General features: G+C 50.7%; 17 protein-coding genes and 2 pseudogenes. 12 read left to right on the top strand and 7 right to left on the bottom strand.

What is annotated here, in order from left to right; translation table 11 throughout:
• Positions 1–192 precede the first annotated feature (192 nt).
• The 3 genes from MJ769_RS13860 to MJ769_RS13850 are packed head-to-tail and all read right to left on the bottom strand — an operon-like array spanning position 193 to position 3,228.
• Complete coding sequence (locus MJ769_RS13860; RefSeq protein ID WP_239237731.1) at positions 193–897, bottom strand: ABC transporter ATP-binding protein; 705 nt, start codon at positions 895–897, stop codon at positions 193–195.
• The gene (locus MJ769_RS13855) at positions 890–2,098 is read right to left on the bottom strand and encodes an ABC transporter permease (protein ID WP_239237730.1); all 1,209 of its coding nucleotides are present in this window, start codon (positions 2,096–2,098) and stop codon (positions 890–892) included. The genes MJ769_RS13860 and MJ769_RS13855 overlap by 8 nt, the downstream gene beginning before the upstream one ends.
• A complete protein-coding gene (locus tag MJ769_RS13850; protein ID WP_239237729.1) occupies positions 2,098–3,228 on the bottom strand; it encodes an efflux RND transporter periplasmic adaptor subunit in 1,131 nt (376 codons plus the stop codon). The genes MJ769_RS13855 and MJ769_RS13850 overlap by 1 nt, the downstream gene beginning before the upstream one ends.
• A 366-nt stretch (positions 3,229–3,594) precedes the next feature.
• Between MJ769_RS13850 and MJ769_RS13845 the strand changes: the two genes are divergently transcribed.
• Positions 3,595–5,448 (top strand): ABC-F family ATP-binding cassette domain-containing protein, encoded by a 1,854-nt coding sequence (locus MJ769_RS13845; RefSeq protein WP_239237728.1) that lies wholly within the window; start codon positions 3,595–3,597, stop codon positions 5,446–5,448.
• 38 nt (positions 5,449–5,486) lie between these two features.
• Here the strand turns inward: MJ769_RS13845 and cysM are convergent, their stop codons facing one another.
• Positions 5,487–6,374, bottom strand: a complete 888-nt coding sequence (cysM, locus tag MJ769_RS13840) for a cysteine synthase CysM (protein ID WP_239237727.1) — start codon at positions 6,372–6,374, stop codon at positions 5,487–5,489.
• Between the two features lie 236 nt (positions 6,375–6,610).
• The gene (locus MJ769_RS13835; RefSeq protein WP_239237726.1) at positions 6,611–6,928 is read right to left on the bottom strand and encodes a ComEA family DNA-binding protein; all 318 of its coding nucleotides are present in this window, start codon (positions 6,926–6,928) and stop codon (positions 6,611–6,613) included.
• Between the two features lie 324 nt (positions 6,929–7,252).
• Here MJ769_RS13835 and MJ769_RS13830 point away from each other — a divergent pair, with 324 nt between their 5' ends.
• From MJ769_RS13830 to MJ769_RS13795, 8 genes are all read left to right on the top strand, one after another.
• Complete coding sequence (locus MJ769_RS13830; protein ID WP_239237725.1) at positions 7,253–8,158, top strand: YihY/virulence factor BrkB family protein; 906 nt, start codon at positions 7,253–7,255, stop codon at positions 8,156–8,158.
• A 167-nt stretch (positions 8,159–8,325) separates the two neighbouring features.
• Positions 8,326–9,570, top strand: coding sequence for a lipoprotein-releasing ABC transporter permease subunit (locus tag MJ769_RS13825; RefSeq protein WP_239237724.1), 1,245 nt, complete (start codon positions 8,326–8,328; stop codon positions 9,568–9,570).
• Positions 9,563–10,243: a lipoprotein-releasing ABC transporter ATP-binding protein LolD gene (lolD, locus tag MJ769_RS13820; protein WP_239237723.1), complete on the top strand. Its 681-nt coding sequence runs from the start codon at positions 9,563–9,565 to the stop codon at positions 10,241–10,243. Before MJ769_RS13825 ends, lolD begins: the two co-directional genes overlap by 8 nt.
• A 481-nt stretch (positions 10,244–10,724) precedes the next feature.
• Positions 10,725–11,207 (top strand): Cache 3/Cache 2 fusion domain-containing protein, encoded by a 483-nt coding sequence (locus MJ769_RS13815; RefSeq protein ID WP_239237722.1) that lies wholly within the window; start codon positions 10,725–10,727, stop codon positions 11,205–11,207.
• Between the two features lie 184 nt (positions 11,208–11,391).
• On the top strand, positions 11,392–11,607 hold the full coding sequence (locus MJ769_RS13810; RefSeq protein ID WP_239237721.1) for an AIR carboxylase family protein: 216 nt from the start codon (positions 11,392–11,394) through the stop codon (positions 11,605–11,607).
• Positions 11,608–11,623: 16 nt separating this feature from the next.
• Positions 11,624–12,508: a phosphoribosylaminoimidazolesuccinocarboxamide synthase gene (locus MJ769_RS13805; protein WP_239237720.1), complete on the top strand. Its 885-nt coding sequence runs from the start codon at positions 11,624–11,626 to the stop codon at positions 12,506–12,508.
• A 428-nt stretch (positions 12,509–12,936) separates the two neighbouring features.
• Positions 12,937–13,374, top strand: a complete 438-nt coding sequence (locus tag MJ769_RS13800; protein ID WP_239237719.1) for a phosphate-starvation-inducible protein PsiE — start codon at positions 12,937–12,939, stop codon at positions 13,372–13,374.
• A 17-nt stretch (positions 13,375–13,391) separates the two neighbouring features.
• Complete coding sequence (locus MJ769_RS13795) at positions 13,392–14,417, top strand: L-threonylcarbamoyladenylate synthase (RefSeq protein WP_239237718.1); 1,026 nt, start codon at positions 13,392–13,394, stop codon at positions 14,415–14,417.
• Between the two features lie 241 nt (positions 14,418–14,658).
• Here MJ769_RS13795 and MJ769_RS13790 read toward each other — a convergent pair.
• A pseudogene (locus MJ769_RS13790) lies at positions 14,659–15,829 on the bottom strand (IS3 family transposase).
• A gap of 471 nt (positions 15,830–16,300) precedes the next feature.
• Between MJ769_RS13790 and MJ769_RS13785 the strand changes: the two are divergent.
• Positions 16,301–16,552: a hypothetical protein gene (locus tag MJ769_RS13785; RefSeq protein WP_239237717.1), complete on the top strand. Its 252-nt coding sequence runs from the start codon at positions 16,301–16,303 to the stop codon at positions 16,550–16,552.
• 59 nt (positions 16,553–16,611) lie between these two features.
• On the opposite strand, the gene htpX is transcribed toward MJ769_RS13785, so the two are convergent.
• On the bottom strand, positions 16,612–17,487 hold the full coding sequence (gene htpX, locus MJ769_RS13780) for a protease HtpX (RefSeq protein ID WP_239237716.1): 876 nt from the start codon (positions 17,485–17,487) through the stop codon (positions 16,612–16,614).
• Between the two features lie 204 nt (positions 17,488–17,691).
• Here htpX and MJ769_RS13775 point away from each other — a divergent pair, with 204 nt between their 5' ends.
• Positions 17,692–18,507, top strand: a complete 816-nt coding sequence (locus MJ769_RS13775) for a hypothetical protein (RefSeq protein ID WP_239237715.1) — start codon at positions 17,692–17,694, stop codon at positions 18,505–18,507.
• A 152-nt stretch (positions 18,508–18,659) separates the two neighbouring features.
• A pseudogene (locus tag MJ769_RS13770) lies at positions 18,660–19,614 on the top strand (IS630 family transposase); the annotation flags it as partial.
• Positions 19,615–19,798: the final 184 nt, after the last annotated feature.

The raw sequence follows: 19,798 nt of genomic DNA, 5'->3' as shown, positions 1-19,798 counted from the left end.
TGCTGCATCCTGATCGCGCAGCGGTTGAGGGCTGACATCCGACAACCCTTAACCACTGCGGACATTCGTAGCTTGCTGCACGCACATCCGCTTACCAGTAGCGGTCATTCGACTTCAGGTATCAATTGATACTGTCAGCAAGCGTAGCCTGAACTTACGTTGATACCTTCTTTACTGTCTTCCGAACCGAAATCAGGAATCGCTTTCGATGTTGCCATCCACGAGTGTGATCGTGCGGTCGCATTGCTCTGACATGCGCGAGTCGTGGGTGACTAGCAGCACGGCGCAGCCGAACTCGCGGTTGAAATTGCGGAACAGTTGGAACACTTCGGTGGCGGATTTGCTATCGAGGTTGCCGGTGGGTTCGTCGGCCAGCAGCAGCGCCGGGTGGGTGACAAGGGCGCGGGCCACGGCCACGCGCTGCTGCTGGCCACCGGAAAGCTGGTCGGGTTTGCGCTGTTCGAGCCCATCCAGGCCGACCTGGGCAAGCAGATCGCGGCCGCGGTCGATCTGTTCGCGCGTGGGTTTGCCGGTGGCCACCATGAGTGGCATCAGCACGTTCTCCAGCGTGGTGAAGGCCTGGATCAGATGGTGGAACTGGAACACGAAGCCAATCGCGCTGCCACGCACCGCCGTGCGCCGGGCGTCATCCATGCTCCGGGTGGGCTCGGCGAGCAGAAACAGCTCGCCCGCTGTGGGTCTGTCCAGCAGGCCGATTAAGTTGAGCAGCGTGCTCTTGCCCGAGCCAGAGGCGCCCACGAGCGCGGCGAAGTCGCGGCGTTGCAGGCGCAGATCCAGCCCGTGCAGCACTTCCACTTCGGTAGGCTTGCCGACGTTGTAGCTTTTTCGAAGACCCTGCAGGCGCAGTACCTCTTGGTTGGCGTCGTGCTCAGACATGGCGGATCGCCTCCACAGGGTCGAGGGAAGCGGCGCGTCGTGCAGGCACGGCTGCCGAAATGATGCCGGTCACCATTGCCAATCCGGCAGCGGCCACCAGCAGCCACGGACTCACCGGGATGTAGAACAGTTTTGGCCCGAAGGTATTGAACGCGCCCACCAGGCCATAACCCGCCAGGCCACCCAGTAGCGAACCGGCCAGACCGAACAGTGCCCCCTGGACCAGGAACACCCGCAGCATTTGTTGCCGAGTGGTGCCCATTGCGCGGAGGATTCCGATCTCGCGCGTACGCTGAACCACGCTCACCGATAGCACGCTGGCGATGCCAAGCGCCACGCTCAATGCTACGAACGCGCTGATCATCTGCGTGGAAAGGCTTTGTGAGCGCAAAGCGTTCATCAGTTGGGCGTTGGTTTCCATCCAGCTTTCTGCCTTCAGTCCTGTGAGGCGGGTGATGCGCGCGGCCACTGCCTGCGCGTCAAAAATGTTATCCACCGTTACGTCGATGATCGTCGCGGCGCCTGGCAGGTTGAGCAGCGACTGAACTTGCTTCATTTCCAGGTACACGTAGCGCGAGTCCAGTTCGCGCACCCCCAGCTCGAATATCCCGGCCACGTTCACCACGCCCTCCCTTTGCTGGCCGCCGTCCAGTCGCAGCTTGTCACCCGCGCGCAGGCCGAGGTCGGTGGCCAGCAGCTTGCCGATTACGGCGTCGCCGGCACCGATGCGAAACACGCCGGCGACGATGTCGTTCTGGATCGGGATGATGCGCAGGTAGCGCGGCGCGTCGATGCCGACCAGCACCACCGACTGCAGTGCCTCGCCGCGGCGGGCGAACGCCGGCCCCGATATCACCGGCGACACGGCTGTGACCCGCGGCAGCGTATCGAGCACGTCGCGCACCTGCTGCCAGTTGTTGATCGAGCGCAGGCGCTGGGCGCGCTTGTCCTCCAGCACTAGCTGCACACTTCCCGCAGCGGGCGGCAGGATGCGGTTGCGCTCTTCTGTAGGTTGAACTTTGATGTGAGCCTGGGTACCCAACGTACGGTTGATGATGTTGCTCTGCAGTCCGGTGATCAGCGCAGTGAGGAAGACGATTACCGCGACGCCCACGGCGATGCCGACCAGGATCAGCGTACTCTGCACTTTGCCTTCATGCAGGAACTTGGTGGCGATGGTCCACTCGATCCACATCGGCATCAGTCCAGCTTGGCGGGCAATTCCTTGCGCGTGGCAGTCTTCGCAGCACCGACAGACAGGCTGCTGGACACCACGCGCACCCGATCGCCTTCTGCCACCGCGGCCTGCGCATCCGCCAAGACCCAGTCGCCAACCCGCAAACCGGCCGTGACTTCGGTTTGAATCAGGCCACGCAGACCCAACTGCACCTGGCGCCTCGTGGCGCGGCCATCGGAGACCAGCCACAGCTCCGCGTGGTTGCCATTCTTGGCACCCAGCGCATCGTTAGGCACTACGATGGCACTGTCCCGACGGCCCGTTTCCACGTTCACTGAGATGGTCATGTCCTGGCGCAAAAAATCAGGCACCGGCTTCACGGTGAGGCGTATGTCCACCGTGCCGCGCTGTGGATCGACGCTGGGCGCGATAAAGCTGACCTTTGCCGGGAATGGCCGTGCAGGGTAGGCGTCGGCGATGCACCTGGCCGCCTGGCCGAGCGCGAGCACTTCAAGGTTTTTTTCATCCAGCGGCACCAGCACTTCGGTGTCGTCGTTGCGGGCGATTTCGAACAGGACGCGGCCGGGCTGCACCAGGTCGCCTGGCTCGGCATTGCGGGTGAGCACGGTCCCGGCGACTTCAGCGCGGATCGTTGTCTTGGCCAACAGCGCCTTGGCGCTGGCCACTCGGGCGCGTGCCAAGGCCTCGTTTGGGTTGCCTGCCACTAGCGAACGGGCGGTCAGCCGCGCCTGCTCGGCGGCGGTGCGGGCAATTGTCTCGGCCTGTATCACCCGTTCCATCGTTTCCCGGGCGACCGCTTGCCGCTGAAACAGGGCCCGACTACGCTGGGCTTCGCGGCTGGCCTGGGCCAGCCGCGCCTCCGCCTCGCGCAATGCGGCCTGCGCCTGTGGACGCGTCGACTGTTGCAACTGGGCCAGGGCAACCTCTGCTTCGCGCACGGCCGCCTCAAGGTCATCGGCACGCAGCACCGCCAGCACGTCGCCAGGCTGAACCACGTCGCCCTCCTGCACACGCCGCTCGACAATCACGCCAGTCACCGGGCTGCCGACCTGCGCGCGCGAAACGGCCACCACCCGGCCGGTCGCCACGACCGTCTGCACCAGCGACCGCGCTGCCACTTCGTAACCGACCAAGGCCGGCCCTCGCATTTTTTGCACCAGTCCCCATGCCAAGACACCTAAAATTAGGCAGGCGACGACAACGAGGTACAGGTGGCGTTTTATGGTGTCACTCCGGAATATGCATGGTGGCCTACATGATACACGAGGGGAGGTGCGCCGTCGGGGCTCAGGAGGCGATGGGAATTAAAGTTACATCCGCAAACACTCTATAGGCAGCTCTATATATTTGGGCAGATTTCATCATTAATGCTCGGATAAACTTACAATTCTGCGCAACCAATGACTCACGACTACCATTAACGAACAGTTGCAATCGGACAAGCTAATTCAGCTTTCGCTCTGATCTTTAAGGTGTGGCACCTCTGTTATCATTACACCATGCTAAACATTCAAAATCTGACCTACCTGCAAGGCGGCACGACGCTATTGCAGCAAGTAAATTTTCAGGCGTACGCCAGCCAGCGTATCGGGTTGATAGGCAAAAATGGCTGCGGCAAATCCACGCTATTTCGCCTGATTCGCGGCGTAATTTTTCCGGACAGCGGCGAAATATCGCTGCAATCCGGCAAGACAATCGCTTTTGTCGAGCAGGAAATCGCCAACTCGGATCAGCCCGCTTTGGAGTTCGTGCTTGACGGAGACGTGGAGTTGCGTGCGCTGGAAAAAAATTTGGCGCGAGAGGAACATGATTCGGCTTGGTTTGAGGCTCAGCTTCGCTACGAAGCGATTAATGGCTACGTGGCCAAAGCCCGTGCCGCTCAACTGCTGAACGGATTAGGTTTTGCCAACGACACGCTGGAACGCCCGGTAAGCAGCTTTTCCGGAGGTTGGCGCATGCGTTTGAATCTGGCCCGCGCGCTCATGCATAGAGCCGATTTATTGTTGCTGGATGAGCCCACCAATCACCTCGACTTGGAGGCCATCCTCTGGCTTGAACAATACCTTGCCCGCTATCCCGGCAGCCTTATTCTGGTTTCTCATGACCGCGAATTTCTCAATGCCTGCGTCAACCGCATCGCCCATGTTCACAACCAGGTGATCGATTGCTACAGCGGAAACTACGACGATTTCGAGCGCGCCCGTGCCGAGCGCATCGCACAGCAAAATCAAGCTTTTAATCAGCAACAGGGAAAAATTGCGCACCTGGAAGATTTTGTCCGCCGCTTTAGTGCCAAGGCAACTAAAGCAAAGCAGGCACAGAGCCGCGTTAAAGCGCTGGAGCGGCTTACGCGTATCGCCCCGGCTCATATTGCAGATGGCCATTTCGAGCTGGAGATCGAGGCGCCGGAGCGTAGCCCCGACTTATTACTGCGTGCCGATAAAATGGGTTTTAGCTATGGTGACAAAGCGCTATTTCATAACGTCGACTTGGTGCTGCGAGCGGGTGCGCGCATCGCCTTGCTCGGGCCGAACGGTGCCGGAAAATCCACCCTGATTAAACTGCTGGTGGGTGAGCTTCAACCCACCTCGGGCAAGCTGGAAATTACGCCCGATATCCGTATCGGTTACTTCGCCCAGCATCAACTGGAAAACCTGGACAGCGAGGCTACACCTTTGCAGCACATGGAAAAGCTGGCACCCAAAGTAACGACACAGGTATTGCGCACTTTTCTCGGTCGTTTCGGTCTGGCCGGAGACAGCGAGGATCGGCCGGTGGCAAGCTTTTCCGGTGGCGAAAAAAGCCGTTTGGCGTTGGCCCTGTTAGCTTGGCAAAAGCCACATTTATTGTTGCTCGACGAACCCACCAACCATCTCGATCTGGATATGCGCGATGCCCTTACCCTGGCGCTGGAGGAATACAGCGGTGCAGTGGTAGTGGTGTCCCACGATCGCAGCCTAATCCGCGCTGTAGCCGATGAGTTATGGCTGGTTGCGGATGGCAATGCCAAACTGTTTGATGGCGATCTGGAAGACTACAAAAACTGGATCGAAACACGCCGCCCGCGCGAAACGACTCAAACTCAACCAGAAAAACCGCGCCAGTCAACCTTATCCAAACCAAATAAGAAGGCACTTCTATCGAAACAATCCAAACTCGAAGCCGCGCTATCAAAAGCTCAGGCGGAACTGGCCGAAGTCAACCGCCAGTTGGCCGATCCAGCTATCTATGTCAATCCTGACCGTGATGAAATCATCAAGCTGAACGCACTGCATTCAACCTTTGAAAATAAAGTGGCCGAATTGGAGGAAAGCTGGCTGGAACTTGAAATGGCTATGGAGGAAGAAATCTAGCGTCGACCTCCAAAATCTTAATTTCAGAAGCGAGCACGTTACGCTGGAAATACACCTGTGCTTAAGTAGCGATCTCCACGGTCACACACAATGAACACGATGGTTGCGTTCTGCACCGTCTTCGCTATTCGTAGCGCTATTGCCAAGGCACCGCCGGACGAGATACCACAGAAGATGCCTTCCTCGCTCGCCAGCCGACGGGTCATATCTTCCGCCTCTTGCTGACCAACTACTTCCAGCCTATCTACACGTTTGCTATCGTAAATTTTTGGAAGGTACGCTTCAGGCCATTTACGTATACCGGGTATCTGCGCACCCTCTTCCGGTTGTGCGCCGATAATTTGAATGAGTGGATTTTTTTCCTTGAAGTAGCGCGAACACCCCATGATCGTTCCGGTGGTGCCCATACTGCTAATAAAATGGGTGATGCTGCCCTGAGTGTCGCGCCAGATTTCCGGTGCAGTGCCCTGATAATGTGCGAGAGGATTGTCCGTGTTAGCGAATTGATCGAGGATGATTCCGCGTCCCTCGTCACGAAGTTTCTCCGCTATATCACGCGCCAATTCCATGCTGCCCTTTTTGGGTGTCAGCACCAATTCTGCGCCATATGCGCGCATGCTCTGGCGACGTTCTACACTCTGGTTTTCAGGCATCACCAGTATCATCTTATAGCCGCGCATAGCCGCTACCATCGCGAGCGCAATGCCAGTATTGCCACTGGTCGCCTCTATTAACGTGTCGCCCGGTTTAATGTCACCGCGTTTTTCGGCCTGCATGATCATTGAGAGCGCCGGACGATCTTTCACCGAGCCGGCAGGATTATTGCCTTCCAGCTTGGCTAACAGCACATTGCTCGTCGTGCCGGGAATACGTTTTAACCTGACTAGCGGCGTGTTGCCAACAAAATATTCAATAGTGTGGTGCATCTACATGTTCCTGAAACAAAGATCATTATCTTACCATTACATTCAAGTACAAATAACAACCCCGCCAAGCTCACGCCAGACGGGGTTGTTATTTGTACAACATTGAAAACAGAATACAACCTCAGATAGCCTAAGGTGCCTAGGGGTCAGCGCTATTTAATCCGCGATAAGACGCCACATAAACAGTCCAACACTTTCCGGCATCAGCTATGCTGACAAAAAAGCCCAGCTACAAACTATTTCTTAGCTTTATTCTTTTTGTCAGCTGCATTATCTGCAACTGGCTTAGAGGGAGAAATACCGGCCACGGTTAACTCAGAACGTACTTTTTGTACCGACTTGCTACCAAAACCTTTAACATTGTCCAATTCATCGACGCTTTTAAATGAACCATTCTTCTTGCGGTAATCGATTATAGATTGAGCCTTCACCGGGCCTATGCCCTTAATTCCAGCTAAATCATCCTTTGTGGCCGTGTTTAGGTTCACAGCAGCCATCGCAAAGCTGGAAGAAATAACCAATGTAGCAAAAGCCAGTAGCAATTTTTTCATCATAGCCCTCTTACAAAAATGAACGACGAAGTCGCCCTAAAATCGTAAACGCATAGCTCTATAACAACGTTGACTGACTTAACCAAACTCACATAATTCACCTAATTTTCCGCCGCACTCAGCGCGTCTTGTCTAGATATTCAAGGATTTAAATGAAAATTAATTCGAGACGGGAGATTGCATTTAAAAAACTGTGCAAAAACTCAGGCAGAGCCGACACTATAACTTGCAGCGCAGGTCATGCCATGAAAATTCGAAATGAGTAACAATCAAATATTATCAAACCATGTGCAATAATTATCATCGATTCTTCTTTAGAGCAGTCCCATGAATATAAAAAATATCTTGAATCTTTTCAAAGCCACTTTCTCAGCGTGGATTGAAGATAATGCTCAAAGCATGGGAGCAGCACTTGCCTATTACACAGTGTTTTCGATTGCACCACTTCTACTGATTGTTATATCTGTAGCTGGGCTTATTTTTGGCGCTGAAGTAGCAAGGGAAGAAATTATTACGCAACTCAATAGTTTAATGGGGAAAACTGGTGCATTGGTGGTGCAAGGTATGCTTGAAAGTGTAAGTAAGCCGACAGAGAGTGTCACTGCCGCTATTATCGGCGTAGCTTTGCTCTTGATTGGAGCAACTACAGTATTTGCCGAGTTACAGAGCGACTTGGATAGAATATGGCGCGCGCCCATAAGAACCAAGGATGCAGGAATATTTGGATTGATACGTACGCGAGTGCTTGCTTTTGGAATGATTTTGGGCATAGGTTTTTTATTGACTGTTTCGCTCATATTAAGCACAGCTTTAGCGGCATTGGAGAAATGGTTCAAACCTTTATATGGCGGATTTGGGCCTCTCGCAAATTTAGTCGATGTAACGCTGAGTTTTTTGCTGATTACTATTGCATTCGCAATGATCTACAAACTAATGCCACGCATGAAGATAGATTGGCGCGATGTGTGGATTGGTGCGGTGGTCACCGCGTTTCTATTTACGATAGGCAAGTTCCTGATTGGCTATTATATTGGTAGAAGTGGCGTTGGTTCAGGGTTCGGAGCGGCAGGTTCTCTGGTTGTTTTATTGGTATGGATTTATTACTCTGCTCAGATATTTTTGATGGGCGCTGAATTTACGCGGATATACTCTTATGCGTTCGGATCGCGCAAAGACCAACCTAAACAAACTGAAACCATCTTAGCTGAACAGATGGAAACTCGTATTCCTTGAATATTTAAGGCTACGCTGATCAAGTCCAACGATCACAGCGATCGTGCGTTATAGCCGCAGTAGAAAATTAATGACTTAAGCGAAGTAATTTCTATCCACCCCGTTTTCCATCCCACAGAAAACGTACTTGTGGCAAACTAGCGACCTCTTTTTTTAAGCCCTACACTTTGCGTCCTTACGAACTCTTCATCGGTCTGCGTTACACCCGTGCCAAGCGGCGCAATCATTTCATTTCCTTTATTTCGCTTATCTCCATGTTGGGTATGGCCTTGGGCGTGGCTGCCCTGATTGTAGTGCTGTCGGTAATGAACGGCTTTCAGAAAGAAATCCGTACGCGTATTTTAGGTATAGCGCCCCACTTGCAAATCAGTGAAGAGGGTAACTACATGGTCGATTGGCAACCTACCTTACAGCTCGCGAAAAAATTTCCACAAGTGGCGGCTGCCGCGCCTTTCGTTAATGGACAAGGCATGGTGTCGTTTGATCAAAATGTTCAGGGCGTAATGGTACGTGGCATTTTGCCGCAGGATGAAAGCAAAGTGATAGACCTTTCCGACAAGATGAAAGCCGGTTCGTTGGAAGCCTTGCAGGAAGGCAGTTTCGGCATCGTGCTAGGTTCAGACTTGGCGCACACGCTGGGGGCGCATCTGAACGAAAAGGTGTTACTCATCTCTCCTCAGGGGCAGATCACGCCTGCGGGAATGGTGCCGCGTCTCAAGCAATTCCACGTAGTGGGTATTTTTGAGATCGGCATGGCACCTTATGACAATGCACTGGCATTGATTCACCTTAATGACGCGCAAAAGCTCTATCAAACGGGTAGCGCGGTAAGCGGCATCAGCGCACGTCTGCATGACCTCGATCTGGCTCCCCGCGTGGCCATTGAGATGCAACGTGTATTGCCGCGCAATACCTACGTTAGCGACTGGACGCGCCAGCACTCTAATTATTTCCGCGCCGTACAGATTGAAAAGAAAATGATGTTTATCATTCTTTCGCTCATCGTGGCGGTAGCCGCATTCAATATTGTCTCCACGCTAGTAATGGCGGTTACCGACAAGCAAGCCGACATCGCCATCCTGCGCACGCTTGGTGCCTCGCCCGCCAGCATCATGAAAATTTTCATCGTTCAAGGCGCCCTGATTGGCCTGATCGGCTCTGTACTCGGCGTTGGAGGAGGCGTACTCTTAAGCCTCAACATCGACACAGTGGTGCCGTTTATAGAGAGACTGCTGGGCATGCACTTCCTCTCCAAGGAAGTGTATTTCATCAGCGAATTACCTTCCGACTTACAACGCGGCGATGTGCTGATCGTTGCATGTTTTTCATTTTTTATCAGTCTATTAGCAACGATATATCCAAGTTGGCGCGCATCAAGGACACAACCGGCAGAGGCGCTACGCTATGAGTGAGATGGTCATTTCCTGCCGCAACTTATGTAAAACCTTTGCGCAAGGAAAACTCAATGTACCTGTGCTTAACGGAGTTAACATTGACGTCATGCGCGGCGAACGCATCGCCATCGTAGGTAGCTCCGGCTCAGGTAAAAGTACCCTGCTCCACTTGCTCGGTGGATTGGATAAGGCCAGCGACGGCAGCGTCGCCATCCTAGGCCAAGATGTGCAAACCATGAATGAAGCTGAGCGTGGCACTCTGCGCAACCGGGCACTGGGTTTCGTGTACCAGTTCCATCATTTGCTGGCAGAATTCACCGCATTGGAAAATGTTGCCATGCCATTACTAATCCGTGGCATGAAGCGAAGTGAAACAAACCCGATTGCCGCGCATATGCTCGGGCTGGTAGGGCTCGCACACCGAACGGAACATCTACCCGCCGAACTTTCGGGTGGTGAACGTCAGCGTGTCGCCGTAGCGCGCGCACTAGTCACCAAGCCAGCCTGCGTATTGGCGGACGAGCCTACCGGAAATCTGGATCGCGCCAGTGCACAGGCATTATTTGAACTTATGCAAGAACTCAACTCTAAGCTTAGCACCAGTTTCATCGTAGTCACCCACGACTTGGAGCTAGCGGGAAAAATGCAGCGTCAGCTTCGCTTGGAGGATGGAGTGTTGCACGAAGTATAATCGCCACATAGGGTGGTGAGCGAGGGTTAGCGCTCTATAAAAAATTATTAGCAGCTGTTAATCTCCGCAAGATGGCCACCTCCAGTGCTGCGGGGGCTGGCTTTACATTTTCATCCGCTGGGTAATTTGGCGGGGTGATTTGTAAGACCTGTCCCTCAAGCGACCTACTGATCCAAGCATTTATTAACTCCGACCGGTTAATCCAGGCAACTCATCTTTAAAAATGGTTAGGCAACACGACGATAACTGACTGATGGCACGAAGACAAGTAAGATGGCGTAAATGGCTCGACGAGACTACTTCTGGAAGTTCTATCGTTTTTGTGCCATGATTCACCTCAGTCTCCAACGGTATTTTGGTTGCTCACCAGACAACCATGATCAATAGTTTTTATGAGACATATTGTGTTACTTAATCAATTAACCTATTCTTTAAAAGCTTTTTTAACCCCAAAATATCAGTCATTAAAAAGGACATTTTTATGAAAACAACAATTATGTTTCTAGCAACATTACTGTTTATGGCCACGGCGGGTGCAGACGATCCCAGAAAAACAGTTGATGAACTTAAAATGATATTTGTAAAAATGGGTGAACCTAGAATAGAAGGGGTAGAAAAGTCTGGAGATATAATTGCCCCAGTCATTTATTTTGGCAAACACAAAATAAACAATTCGTTTACTGTAGTCGATAAAATTAAAAAAACATCTGGTGCTTACTCTACTGTCTTTGTTAAAGATGGTAACGAGTTTATTCGGATTAGTACGAACGTATTAACACCTAGAGGTGTTCGCGGGGTTGGAACTAAACTTGCTCATAACCAAGCGTATAGCGCAGCAATCAAGGGTGAAGTATATTGTGGAGAAATCGATATTTTAGGTAATTCTTTCTACACTTGTTATGATCCATTTAAAGATAAAACTGGAAAAGTTATTGGCATCTATCTTATTGGATTTAAAAAATAATTATAAATCTCAATGACGTAGTTAAAATTTAGAATTTACTCAAACATATGGTATAGCCATAGATTAATGTCTCGTTAAAACGAATTGCTTGATTAAAAAGCAATAGGACTGAACTTTAATCATTTGCTAAATTTAAGCTGCGGTGGAATTTCAATGAGTTATTGCGGGTCAAACCACTCTGCCAGTGCTGAGCGCACCCATTCCATCAAAACACCTTAAAAGTATCGATTCTTTACTATCCATAGTGCAAATGCCCAAGGATATTTTAGCTGGTGCGGCCAATTCTGGCCTGTTCGCAATAACCATGCCGGCAATAACGATACACAGTTGGCCAAACGTCTCATCGCATTCCGCAAACAGCAGGCCGAAGCAATTGCTGCGATCCAGCTGCCATCACTAAATTAAAAGGGGAACCTATGTCTGTATTACTTGAATCCAACTTAACCAGCTTGACCTTATTGCACCGCGGTAAAGTGCGTGACATTTATGAAGTGGATGATGATCGCCTACTTATTGTGCAGACTGATCGCTTGTCTGCCTTCGATGTCATTTTGCCGACCCCAGTTCCAGGAAAGGGTCAAGTACTCACTTCCCTGTCCAACTTCTGGTTTGACAAGCTTATTAACGTTCTTCCTAATCACCTTACCGGCATCAAACCTGAATCATTAGTCAATACTGACGCAGAGCGTGCGCAACTGACTGGCCGAGCATTCGTAGTTAAACGCTTGAGACCCGTGCCTATTGAGGCCATTGTTCGCGGCTATCTTGCTGGTTCCGCTTGGAAAGAGTACCAGCAAACTGGCACGGTGTGCGGCATTAAATTACCTGCCGATTTGCAGGAAGCGCAAAAACTGCCGCAACCAATATTTACACCTTCAACCAAAGCAGCCGCTGGTGAACACGATGAGAACATCTCCTTCGAGCAGGCCACAAAATTGCTGGGAATACCGCGTGCGAATGCAGTGCGCCATGCCGCTTTGTCGCTGTATACCCAGGCCGCGGAATATGCGGCCACTAAGGGGATTATTATTGCTGATACCAAATTTGAGTTTGGTACGGATTCATCAGGAAAAATGTATTTGATTGATGAAGCACTGACGCCCGATTCTTCTCGGCTCTGGCCAGTTGATCAATACAATGTAGGAAGCAACCCGCCTAGCTTTGATAAGCAGTTCGTGCGTGACTGGCTGGAGGCTTCTGGCTGGAACAAGCAACTCCCGGCACCGAAAATCCCTGCCGATATAATCGAAAAAACTGCGGGAAAATATCAAGAAGCCGTGCGCCTATTAATGGACGCGTGACCCACCCTTCAGCAAATAGCATTTACACGACGCTGGAGTTTAGTGAACGCTAATAAGTGACAACCCCAAAGCGGGACATACATATTCTTACCAACATATTTAATTTTTTTCCCAAATTAAATATTGGCGATTTGATCATCAAATCGAGCGTGTCGCGGATGACACGCTCACTTTCCACGACTTTATTTCTATATCCGCAAAGAGGAATTGCTGCGTTACAATGCGCTGTTAATATATTAGGTGCACTTTAACCAGTACGTTTTTTCTTGCCATCAGCTTTTACCTTTCATTGCAGTATTTTGCGAGCACAGCACATGCATCCAGCGTAACGGTTAGTCCATTTTAAATGAGTCTGTAAAATCAGATTATTAAGAACTCAATCACATAAGTTTTAAGTACATATTTAATATTATTGAGGTGCTAACGGATTGAAAACAACAACCATAAAAAAATTCAACCAGCGACTTCTTTCACTGGTCGAGCATATCGGCTTGCTAGTCATTGCCATCGCTACAGTGTTCGCAATGGCGAACGAGACTATGATTATGGTGCGGGCGTCACAAGTGACACTATCAGACCTGCTGCTACTCTTCCTCTATCTGGAAGTCCTCGCCATGGTCGGGCTGTATTACAACTCAGGCAAGCTGCCAGTGCGCTTTCCGCTGTACATCGGCATGGTGGCACTTGCTCGCTACCTGATCTTGGACATGAAAGACATGGATGATTGGCGCATGCTCGCGATAACTGGCTCTATCCTTATGCTAACGCTCGCAGTGTTTTTGATCCGCTTCGGCCATGTACGTTATCCTTATCCGGGCGATGAGTCGTCGGCGCAAGTACGACAAGTTAACCAAGTGCGAGATTGAAAATTAAGACACTTTCAGTGAACCTCTATACGATCCCGGATAACAAAATACAAGCTGCCGCCGCATTACTGCGGGCAGGTGAGACCGTAGCTTTTCCCACTGAGACTGTCTACGGATTGGGGGCGGATGCCTCCAATCCACTTGCAGTGCGAAAGATTTTTCAGATCAAAGGTCGACCAAATTATCATCCTCTAATCGTTCATATTGCCGCAGCCTCCCAACTACCAGCTTGGGCACAGCATATCCCCGACGCTGCATGGCAATTGGCAGCAGCATTCTGGCCGGGCCCACTGACCTTAATCCTGCAACGATCCAACCAAGTGCCGAATGAGGTCACCGGTGGGCAAGACACCGTAGGTCTGCGTGTGCCAGACCACCCCATCGCAACCACTCTGCTACATGCGTTTGGCGGCGGAATTGCAGCTCCATCAGCCAATCTTTTTGGACAGGTAAGCCCAACTACAGCGCAACACGTGCATGACAAACTGGGGTCCAGGGTGGGTACAATTCTGGATGGAGGCCCATGCCGTATCGGTGTGGAATCCACCATCATTAGCTTTGTACATGGAGAAGCGGTGTTATTGCGACCCGGAGGGCTTTCCGTCGAAGCAATCGAAGACACGCTTAATAAGAAAATATTGCTGGCTCAACCAAACTCCTTCAAGGTACGAGCTTCCGGCACGCTGGATTCTCACTATGCTCCCGCAACTCCAATTGAAATCCATCCCGCAGACGAGTTATGGCTTCGGGCACATCGACTGGCTAATCTTGGCTATAAAGTGGCGGTACTTAATCTGAGTGATTATAACGAGTGTGTAGGTAGTGCTGAAATCACAAGCTTTCAGATGCCTCTACTGGCTGATGAATATGGGCGCGAGCTCTATGCAACGCTGCACCGTATTGATAACGCCAGTTTCGATCGTCTTTTAGCTGAAGCGCCTCCCGTCACGCAAGAGTGGGTTGCAATCAATGACAGAATTCGGCGTGCCGCTCAGGGCACAGCTAATGAAACTGAAATACTGGTGAGAGAAGACAGCCGGTAAATGAATAAAAATTAGTATATTCAATACTGGGTAAGCGAGCGATAAAAAATTATCCATGCAAAGGTATGCAGATTCAGCGCTGAAGTGTAACTTTTGCAAGTGAATTCAGTTGGCAAGCTACGTTAATATCGGAACCACTTAAACAACCAAGTGAAAGGTGAACTTCCTCCGAAAAATAGTCTTCCACAGGTGACGTAAAATTAACGTTGAGGTCGGTTGTCAATAATGGACACCAACGGGTTCATGCTGCCAACCTACTTCCATAGAATTGGCGCTCATAAGCAACAGGAGACACATATCCCAAACGTGCCTGTTTGCGCTGCCGCCGGTAAAATATTTCGATGTATTCGGTGATAGCCTGAATGGCCTCGGCGCGGGTCTTGAAGCGCCGGTGGTGCACTAATTCATTTTTGAGTAATCCCCAGAAGCTTTCCATGGGGACGTTGTCGTAGCAGTTTCCCCGGCGCGACATCAAGGGCACCATTCCAAACTGATCGAGCAATTTTCTGTACTCATGGGCGCAATACTGGCTACCCCGATCCGAGTGGTGTATCAGTCCGCGCGGTGGGCGTTTTGTCGCTATACCGCGAAACAACGATTGGCTGACCAAGTTTTGGTCATGCGCTCGCTCATGACGTAGCCCACCAGATCGCCACTGAACAAATCTTTGTGGCCTGCCAGATAGAGCCAACCCTCATCCGTCGGGATGTAGGTGATGTCGGTCACCGAGATCTGATTGGGGGCGGTCGCCTTGAATGTCTGCTCCAGCAAATTTGGCGCAACCGGCATGACGTGATCCGGGTTCGTCGTCGCCTTGAACTTGCGTTTTTTTGTTTGCAGCGTATCCCCCATTTCACACGAATACATTTGATGCTGTGAACACTGGTATTGACGCCGTTTTCAGCCAAATCTTCCTTGAGTCGCTCGAGACCATCGGTCTCGCGGGTGCGCGGGTGGGCAGCTCGGATTTCCACTTCCAGTCGCCCCTCTTTCTGAGCCCGTTTTGATGGTGAACGCCCAAGCCAAGCGGTATAACCGCTCGGCGAAACTTCGTAGATATGGCACATAAACGGCACCGGGTCATCCCCCTGACATTCCTTCATCATCGCGTACTTCACCGCACTTCCCTGGCAAAGTACGCTGCCGCTTTTTTTAACAGGTCGCGCTCCATTTTGATTTCCGCCAGTTCACGTTGGGTCTTGGTTAGGCCCAGTTCAATCTCGGTTAACGGCCGTTGTGTCTTGCCGACATCGCCCAATTTGCACGGCCTTTAACCAATACTTCAATGTGGAAACAGGCATCGACAAATGCCAGGCAGCTTCCTTCGGGCTTAACCCTTCTTCTGTGACTTGCTTGGCCGCCTGTTCACGAAATTCTTTGCTGAAAATTGTGTTGGGTATTCTTTGCTTCATTTCACACCTCCGTTTCAAGTTTAACAAAACGTTGGTGTCCTTTTTCTCAGCTTACTTCACTTCAAACCGGAGCCATTCACGAAAAAATATTTTCTATGAGACCACTCGGGCACTCGGGGCCAGGCTCGTCCAACAAACGGTTCAGATTGTGGTACGCTTCGCAATCACAATCTAACCTTATTCGTTAGGTGGCATATTTTCCGACTACGCTCAATCTATGCTCACTAAAACCTAGCAGCATTACACACACGGAAAACCTAGATTATCGGATCGCAATGCAGGAGTGAAGTTATGTATATTTACGACTCCCAATTCAGGGGGAGCCATGGCCGGTTAATCGGCCCTTCTAGTCGATGTAGGCTCATTTTCAGCGTAATTTTATTCCTAGTGTGTTTTGCGTTCAGCCTTGTTTCTCGCGCTGACTGTATTGCCGATATTACGGGCGAAATATTTTGTGGCGCCGGAAAATGTATGACCGATCAGTCCGGCGCTGCCTTCTGTTCCCGTCACGACCGCGGGGACATCATCTTGACAATGCGTGGCGAAGTTTTGTGCGGTCGCGGCCAGTGCGGCACGGATATGGCTGGCCGAATTTTCTGTTCGTTCGAAATAGGAGGCGCTGTTATGAGAGATCGTTCTGGCAATGTACGTTGCACCGGACAGTGCATCCCGGGTTCGGTATCGGATTGTGCGACCGTTAAAGCCAGCTCATCGGTTAAATGAATCCGCGACTTCAAAGGCAGCCGGTATCTGCGGCAATTCACTAGAGAATCAAAGTTAACTTAACGTCCTGCGTGCAATGCCTCAATGCGCTCATTTAGAGAGGGGTGGGTACTAAATAACTTGGCAAAGCCACCACCGCCCGCAATACCGAATGCCGCCATTTGTTTGGGCAGAGTGGCCTGATCGTGATTGATTTTCAGCTTCTCCAAAGCAGCGATCATCTTATTGCGCCCAGCCAAGTTTGCTCCACCTGCATCGGCACGAAATTCTCGCTGGCGCGAAAACCACATAACGATCATGCTGGCCAAAATGCCCAGCAAGAGTTGTGCGATGATGCTAGTTATCCAGTAAGCTGGACCGTATCCACGTTCAGTTTTGAAGACCAAACGATCTACTAGATGACCAATGATTCTGGAGAAAAATATTACGAAAGTATTAACTACACCTTGCAAAAGCGCAAGCGTTATCATATCGCCGTTAGCAACATGGCTGATCTCGTGTGCTAATACCGCCTCTACCTCATCCCTGCTCATGTTATGCAGCAATCCGTCACTTACCGCCACTAGTGCATTATTGCGGTTCCAGCCGGTAGCAAAAGCATTTACGTCTGGTGCTTCATAGATTGCTACTTCAGGCATACCGATTCCCGCAGTTTGCGCCTGTTTGCGCACGGTTTCCATTAACCAGCGCTCAGTAGGATCTATCGGGTTAGTAATAACCTGTGCACCAACCATCCGTTTGGCCGACCATTTTGACAAGAATAACGAGATTAGCGAACCAGCAAAACCCATTACCGCCGACATGGCCAAAAGAGAGTTGAAATTAATGCCACCATTTTCATTCATCATTTTGTCAATACCAAGCAAGCGCAACGTAATACTGATGACGAAAAGTACGGCCAAATTGGTCAGGACAAACAGAAAAATTCGTTTCATATGTTATGCCTCTTTAAACTGAAGGTATGGGATGCAATTTATTGCTTTTTCTTAGCATGGTGCTTAATATTGGGAGCAGCAACTTATATTTCAAGTGAAACACACAAATGCAAACTGATATTATAAACAGACATAAACGCAGGCAAACAAATATCCATCAGAGAATGAAATGTCATTAATAATTAATAAAATTGTGTGCATAAAATGCAAGAACTACTAAATAATCCCGCAGTGCAGGGCGGCCTCGCTCCCTTCATCATCGCGCTGATAGTGGCCAAGTTATTACAGCCCTTACGCTTAAGCGGTTTGGCAGTAATTGCCGGATTTGCTGTCACTGTTTATTTGGTGAGTAGTTTTTCCATAGAGCCACTCACCTCTACGCGCAAAATTGTTCTGCTGGGCTTGCTCTCTGCACTGCTTGCTCTAACACTATTTCGGTTCAATTGGCGCCCGCTACGCTTAATGCTCGCTATAGCGGGCGGTGTTGCGACAGTATGGATGGCGTTACGCATCTTACAACAGCAGGACATGACGCACATGTTGCTTTGGGGAGGCGGGTTCGCTTTGTATGTCGGTTGGCTGATTTTCTGGATGGATACATTGCATGAAGCGCCAGTAAGAGCTGGAAGTGCAGGCATGGCACTGGGACTGGGCACTGGGGGAGCTGCATTATTTGGTGCTTCTGCCCTGCTTGGCCAGTTCGGTTTAGCGCTGGGTGCAGCGGCAAGCGCATACCTACTGCTTCAAGTTTTATTTAATAGCCGATTGCCATGCGGGCGTAGCTTTACCCTGCCGTTGTCACTCATTGCTGGGTTGACTGGCTGCCTCGCAGTGCTGTCAGCACAATTGCCATGGTATGCCTTACCTATACTGGCCATAATTCCACTAGCTGCCAAAATTTCGGTTCCCGAAAAAAAATGGCTGTGGTTGCAATCGCTATTGCTGTCTATTGCCACCTTAGCCTGCGCAGCAGGTGCTGTATATATAACTTGGCATGTGGCAGGTGCACCACCTTTTTAATTGAGAAAAGATGAAGATGTCTCGACCGCCAACCCAAGTAACCATGCATATAATTGCAGAACTTTTAATAGTTGTCTGAATGGAAGTTAAGTTTTTATATTTTAGCTTGCTTGCTGGATGAGTCGATCCGCTAGTGAAGTGCGCCATAGTGCAAAACGGATCAAGAGATTGGCGCGGAGATTGGGGTTTGGCGTGGAACGGTGGGACGCTGGCGGAAGCGCTTCATCGCACAAGGATTGCCGGGGATCGAACGCGATCAAATGCGACCGGGTCGCAGGACTGTGATCACGGCGCACAAAGTGAAGCAGATCGTAGAGATGACGATTAATCAGCGACCAGAAAATGCAACTCATTGGAGTACGCGCCGCATGGCGACAGCGGCCTTGATCAGCGAGTCCAGTGTGCGGCGTATCTGGCACGCGCACGGACTTAAACCGCATCGGGTGGTGACGTTCAAGGTGCCGAAAGATATGCACTTCGCCGAGAAACTGAAGGACATCGTCGGGCTGTATCTGAACCCACCCGTACATGCTGTGGTCTTCTTCTGCGACGAGAAGTCACAGATTCACACTGGATCGGACGCAGCCGGGTTTGCCGCTCAAGCGAGGGCACTGCCAAACGATGACCCATGACTACACGCGTAATGGCGTGACGACCCTGTTTGCCGCAATGAACACGCTCGATGAAAGTATTATTGACCAGTGCATGAAAAAATATCGTCACCAAGAGTGGTTGCGCTTCTTGCGGCAGATTGATCGCAGCACACCCAAGAAAAGGGAGATACATTTGATCGCCGATAACGACGCAACCCACAAGCATCCCGCAGTAAAAACCTAGCTTGCCAAGCATCCGCGATTTCATATGCACTTCACGCCTACCAGCGCATCTTGGCTCAATAGGGTCGAGCGCTTCTTTAGAGACTTGTCAGAGAACCAGTTACGACGCGGTGTCTTTCATAACGTTCCAGATTTGATCAGCACGATTGAGCAGTATATCGTGAAGCATAATCGCGATCCTAAGCCGTTCATCTGGACAGCCAAAGCCAACGATATCCTCGCAAAAGTCACGCGCGCTCAGGCTAAGCTTAATAAGATGCAATCTATTTGACGCACTACACTAGGTTGACAATTATCGGGTTGGGGGTCGTCAAATGTCTGTGTCTATTTTAGGCGAAGTGAACTTTCGGAGCTTGAAAAAACCGAGGGGATTTATAAAATTGCCCTTAAGTCCGACAGGCTGCTAGTGTAGTGCGCCATTCTGTTTGGAACTTAATCGACTGTTGGCACGAATG

Source organism: Candidatus Nitrotoga sp. BS (assembly GCF_927797785.1).
GTDB lineage: Bacteria > Pseudomonadota > Gammaproteobacteria > Burkholderiales > Gallionellaceae > Nitrotoga.
The sequence above is the reverse complement of the archived record's forward strand: the minus strand, read 5'-3'. Positions and strand labels throughout refer to the sequence as shown.

Excerpts from the sequence above, each read along its gene's own strand:
- MJ769_RS13860 (WP_239237731.1), bottom strand. The coding sequence starts at position 897 with ATGTCTGAGCACGACGCCAACCAAGAGGTACTGCGCCTGCAGGGTCTT.
- MJ769_RS13855 (WP_239237730.1), bottom strand. The coding sequence starts at position 2,098 with ATGCCGATGTGGATCGAGTGGACCATCGCCACCAAGTTCCTGCATGAA.
- MJ769_RS13845 (WP_239237728.1), top strand. The coding sequence starts at position 3,595 with ATGCTAAACATTCAAAATCTGACCTACCTGCAAGGCGGCACGACGCTA.
- cysM (WP_239237727.1), bottom strand. The coding sequence starts at position 6,374 with ATGCACCACACTATTGAATATTTTGTTGGCAACACGCCGCTAGTCAGG.
- MJ769_RS13835 (WP_239237726.1), bottom strand. The coding sequence starts at position 6,928 with ATGATGAAAAAATTGCTACTGGCTTTTGCTACATTGGTTATTTCTTCC.
- MJ769_RS13830 (WP_239237725.1), top strand. The coding sequence starts at position 7,253 with ATGAATATAAAAAATATCTTGAATCTTTTCAAAGCCACTTTCTCAGCG.
- lolD (WP_239237723.1), top strand. The coding sequence starts at position 9,563 with ATGAGTGAGATGGTCATTTCCTGCCGCAACTTATGTAAAACCTTTGCG.
- MJ769_RS13815 (WP_239237722.1), top strand. The coding sequence starts at position 10,725 with ATGAAAACAACAATTATGTTTCTAGCAACATTACTGTTTATGGCCACG.
- MJ769_RS13805 (WP_239237720.1), top strand. The coding sequence starts at position 11,624 with ATGTCTGTATTACTTGAATCCAACTTAACCAGCTTGACCTTATTGCAC.
- MJ769_RS13785 (WP_239237717.1), top strand. The coding sequence starts at position 16,301 with ATGACCGATCAGTCCGGCGCTGCCTTCTGTTCCCGTCACGACCGCGGG.
- htpX (WP_239237716.1), bottom strand. The coding sequence starts at position 17,487 with ATGAAACGAATTTTTCTGTTTGTCCTGACCAATTTGGCCGTACTTTTC.
- MJ769_RS13775 (WP_239237715.1), top strand. The coding sequence starts at position 17,692 with ATGCAAGAACTACTAAATAATCCCGCAGTGCAGGGCGGCCTCGCTCCC.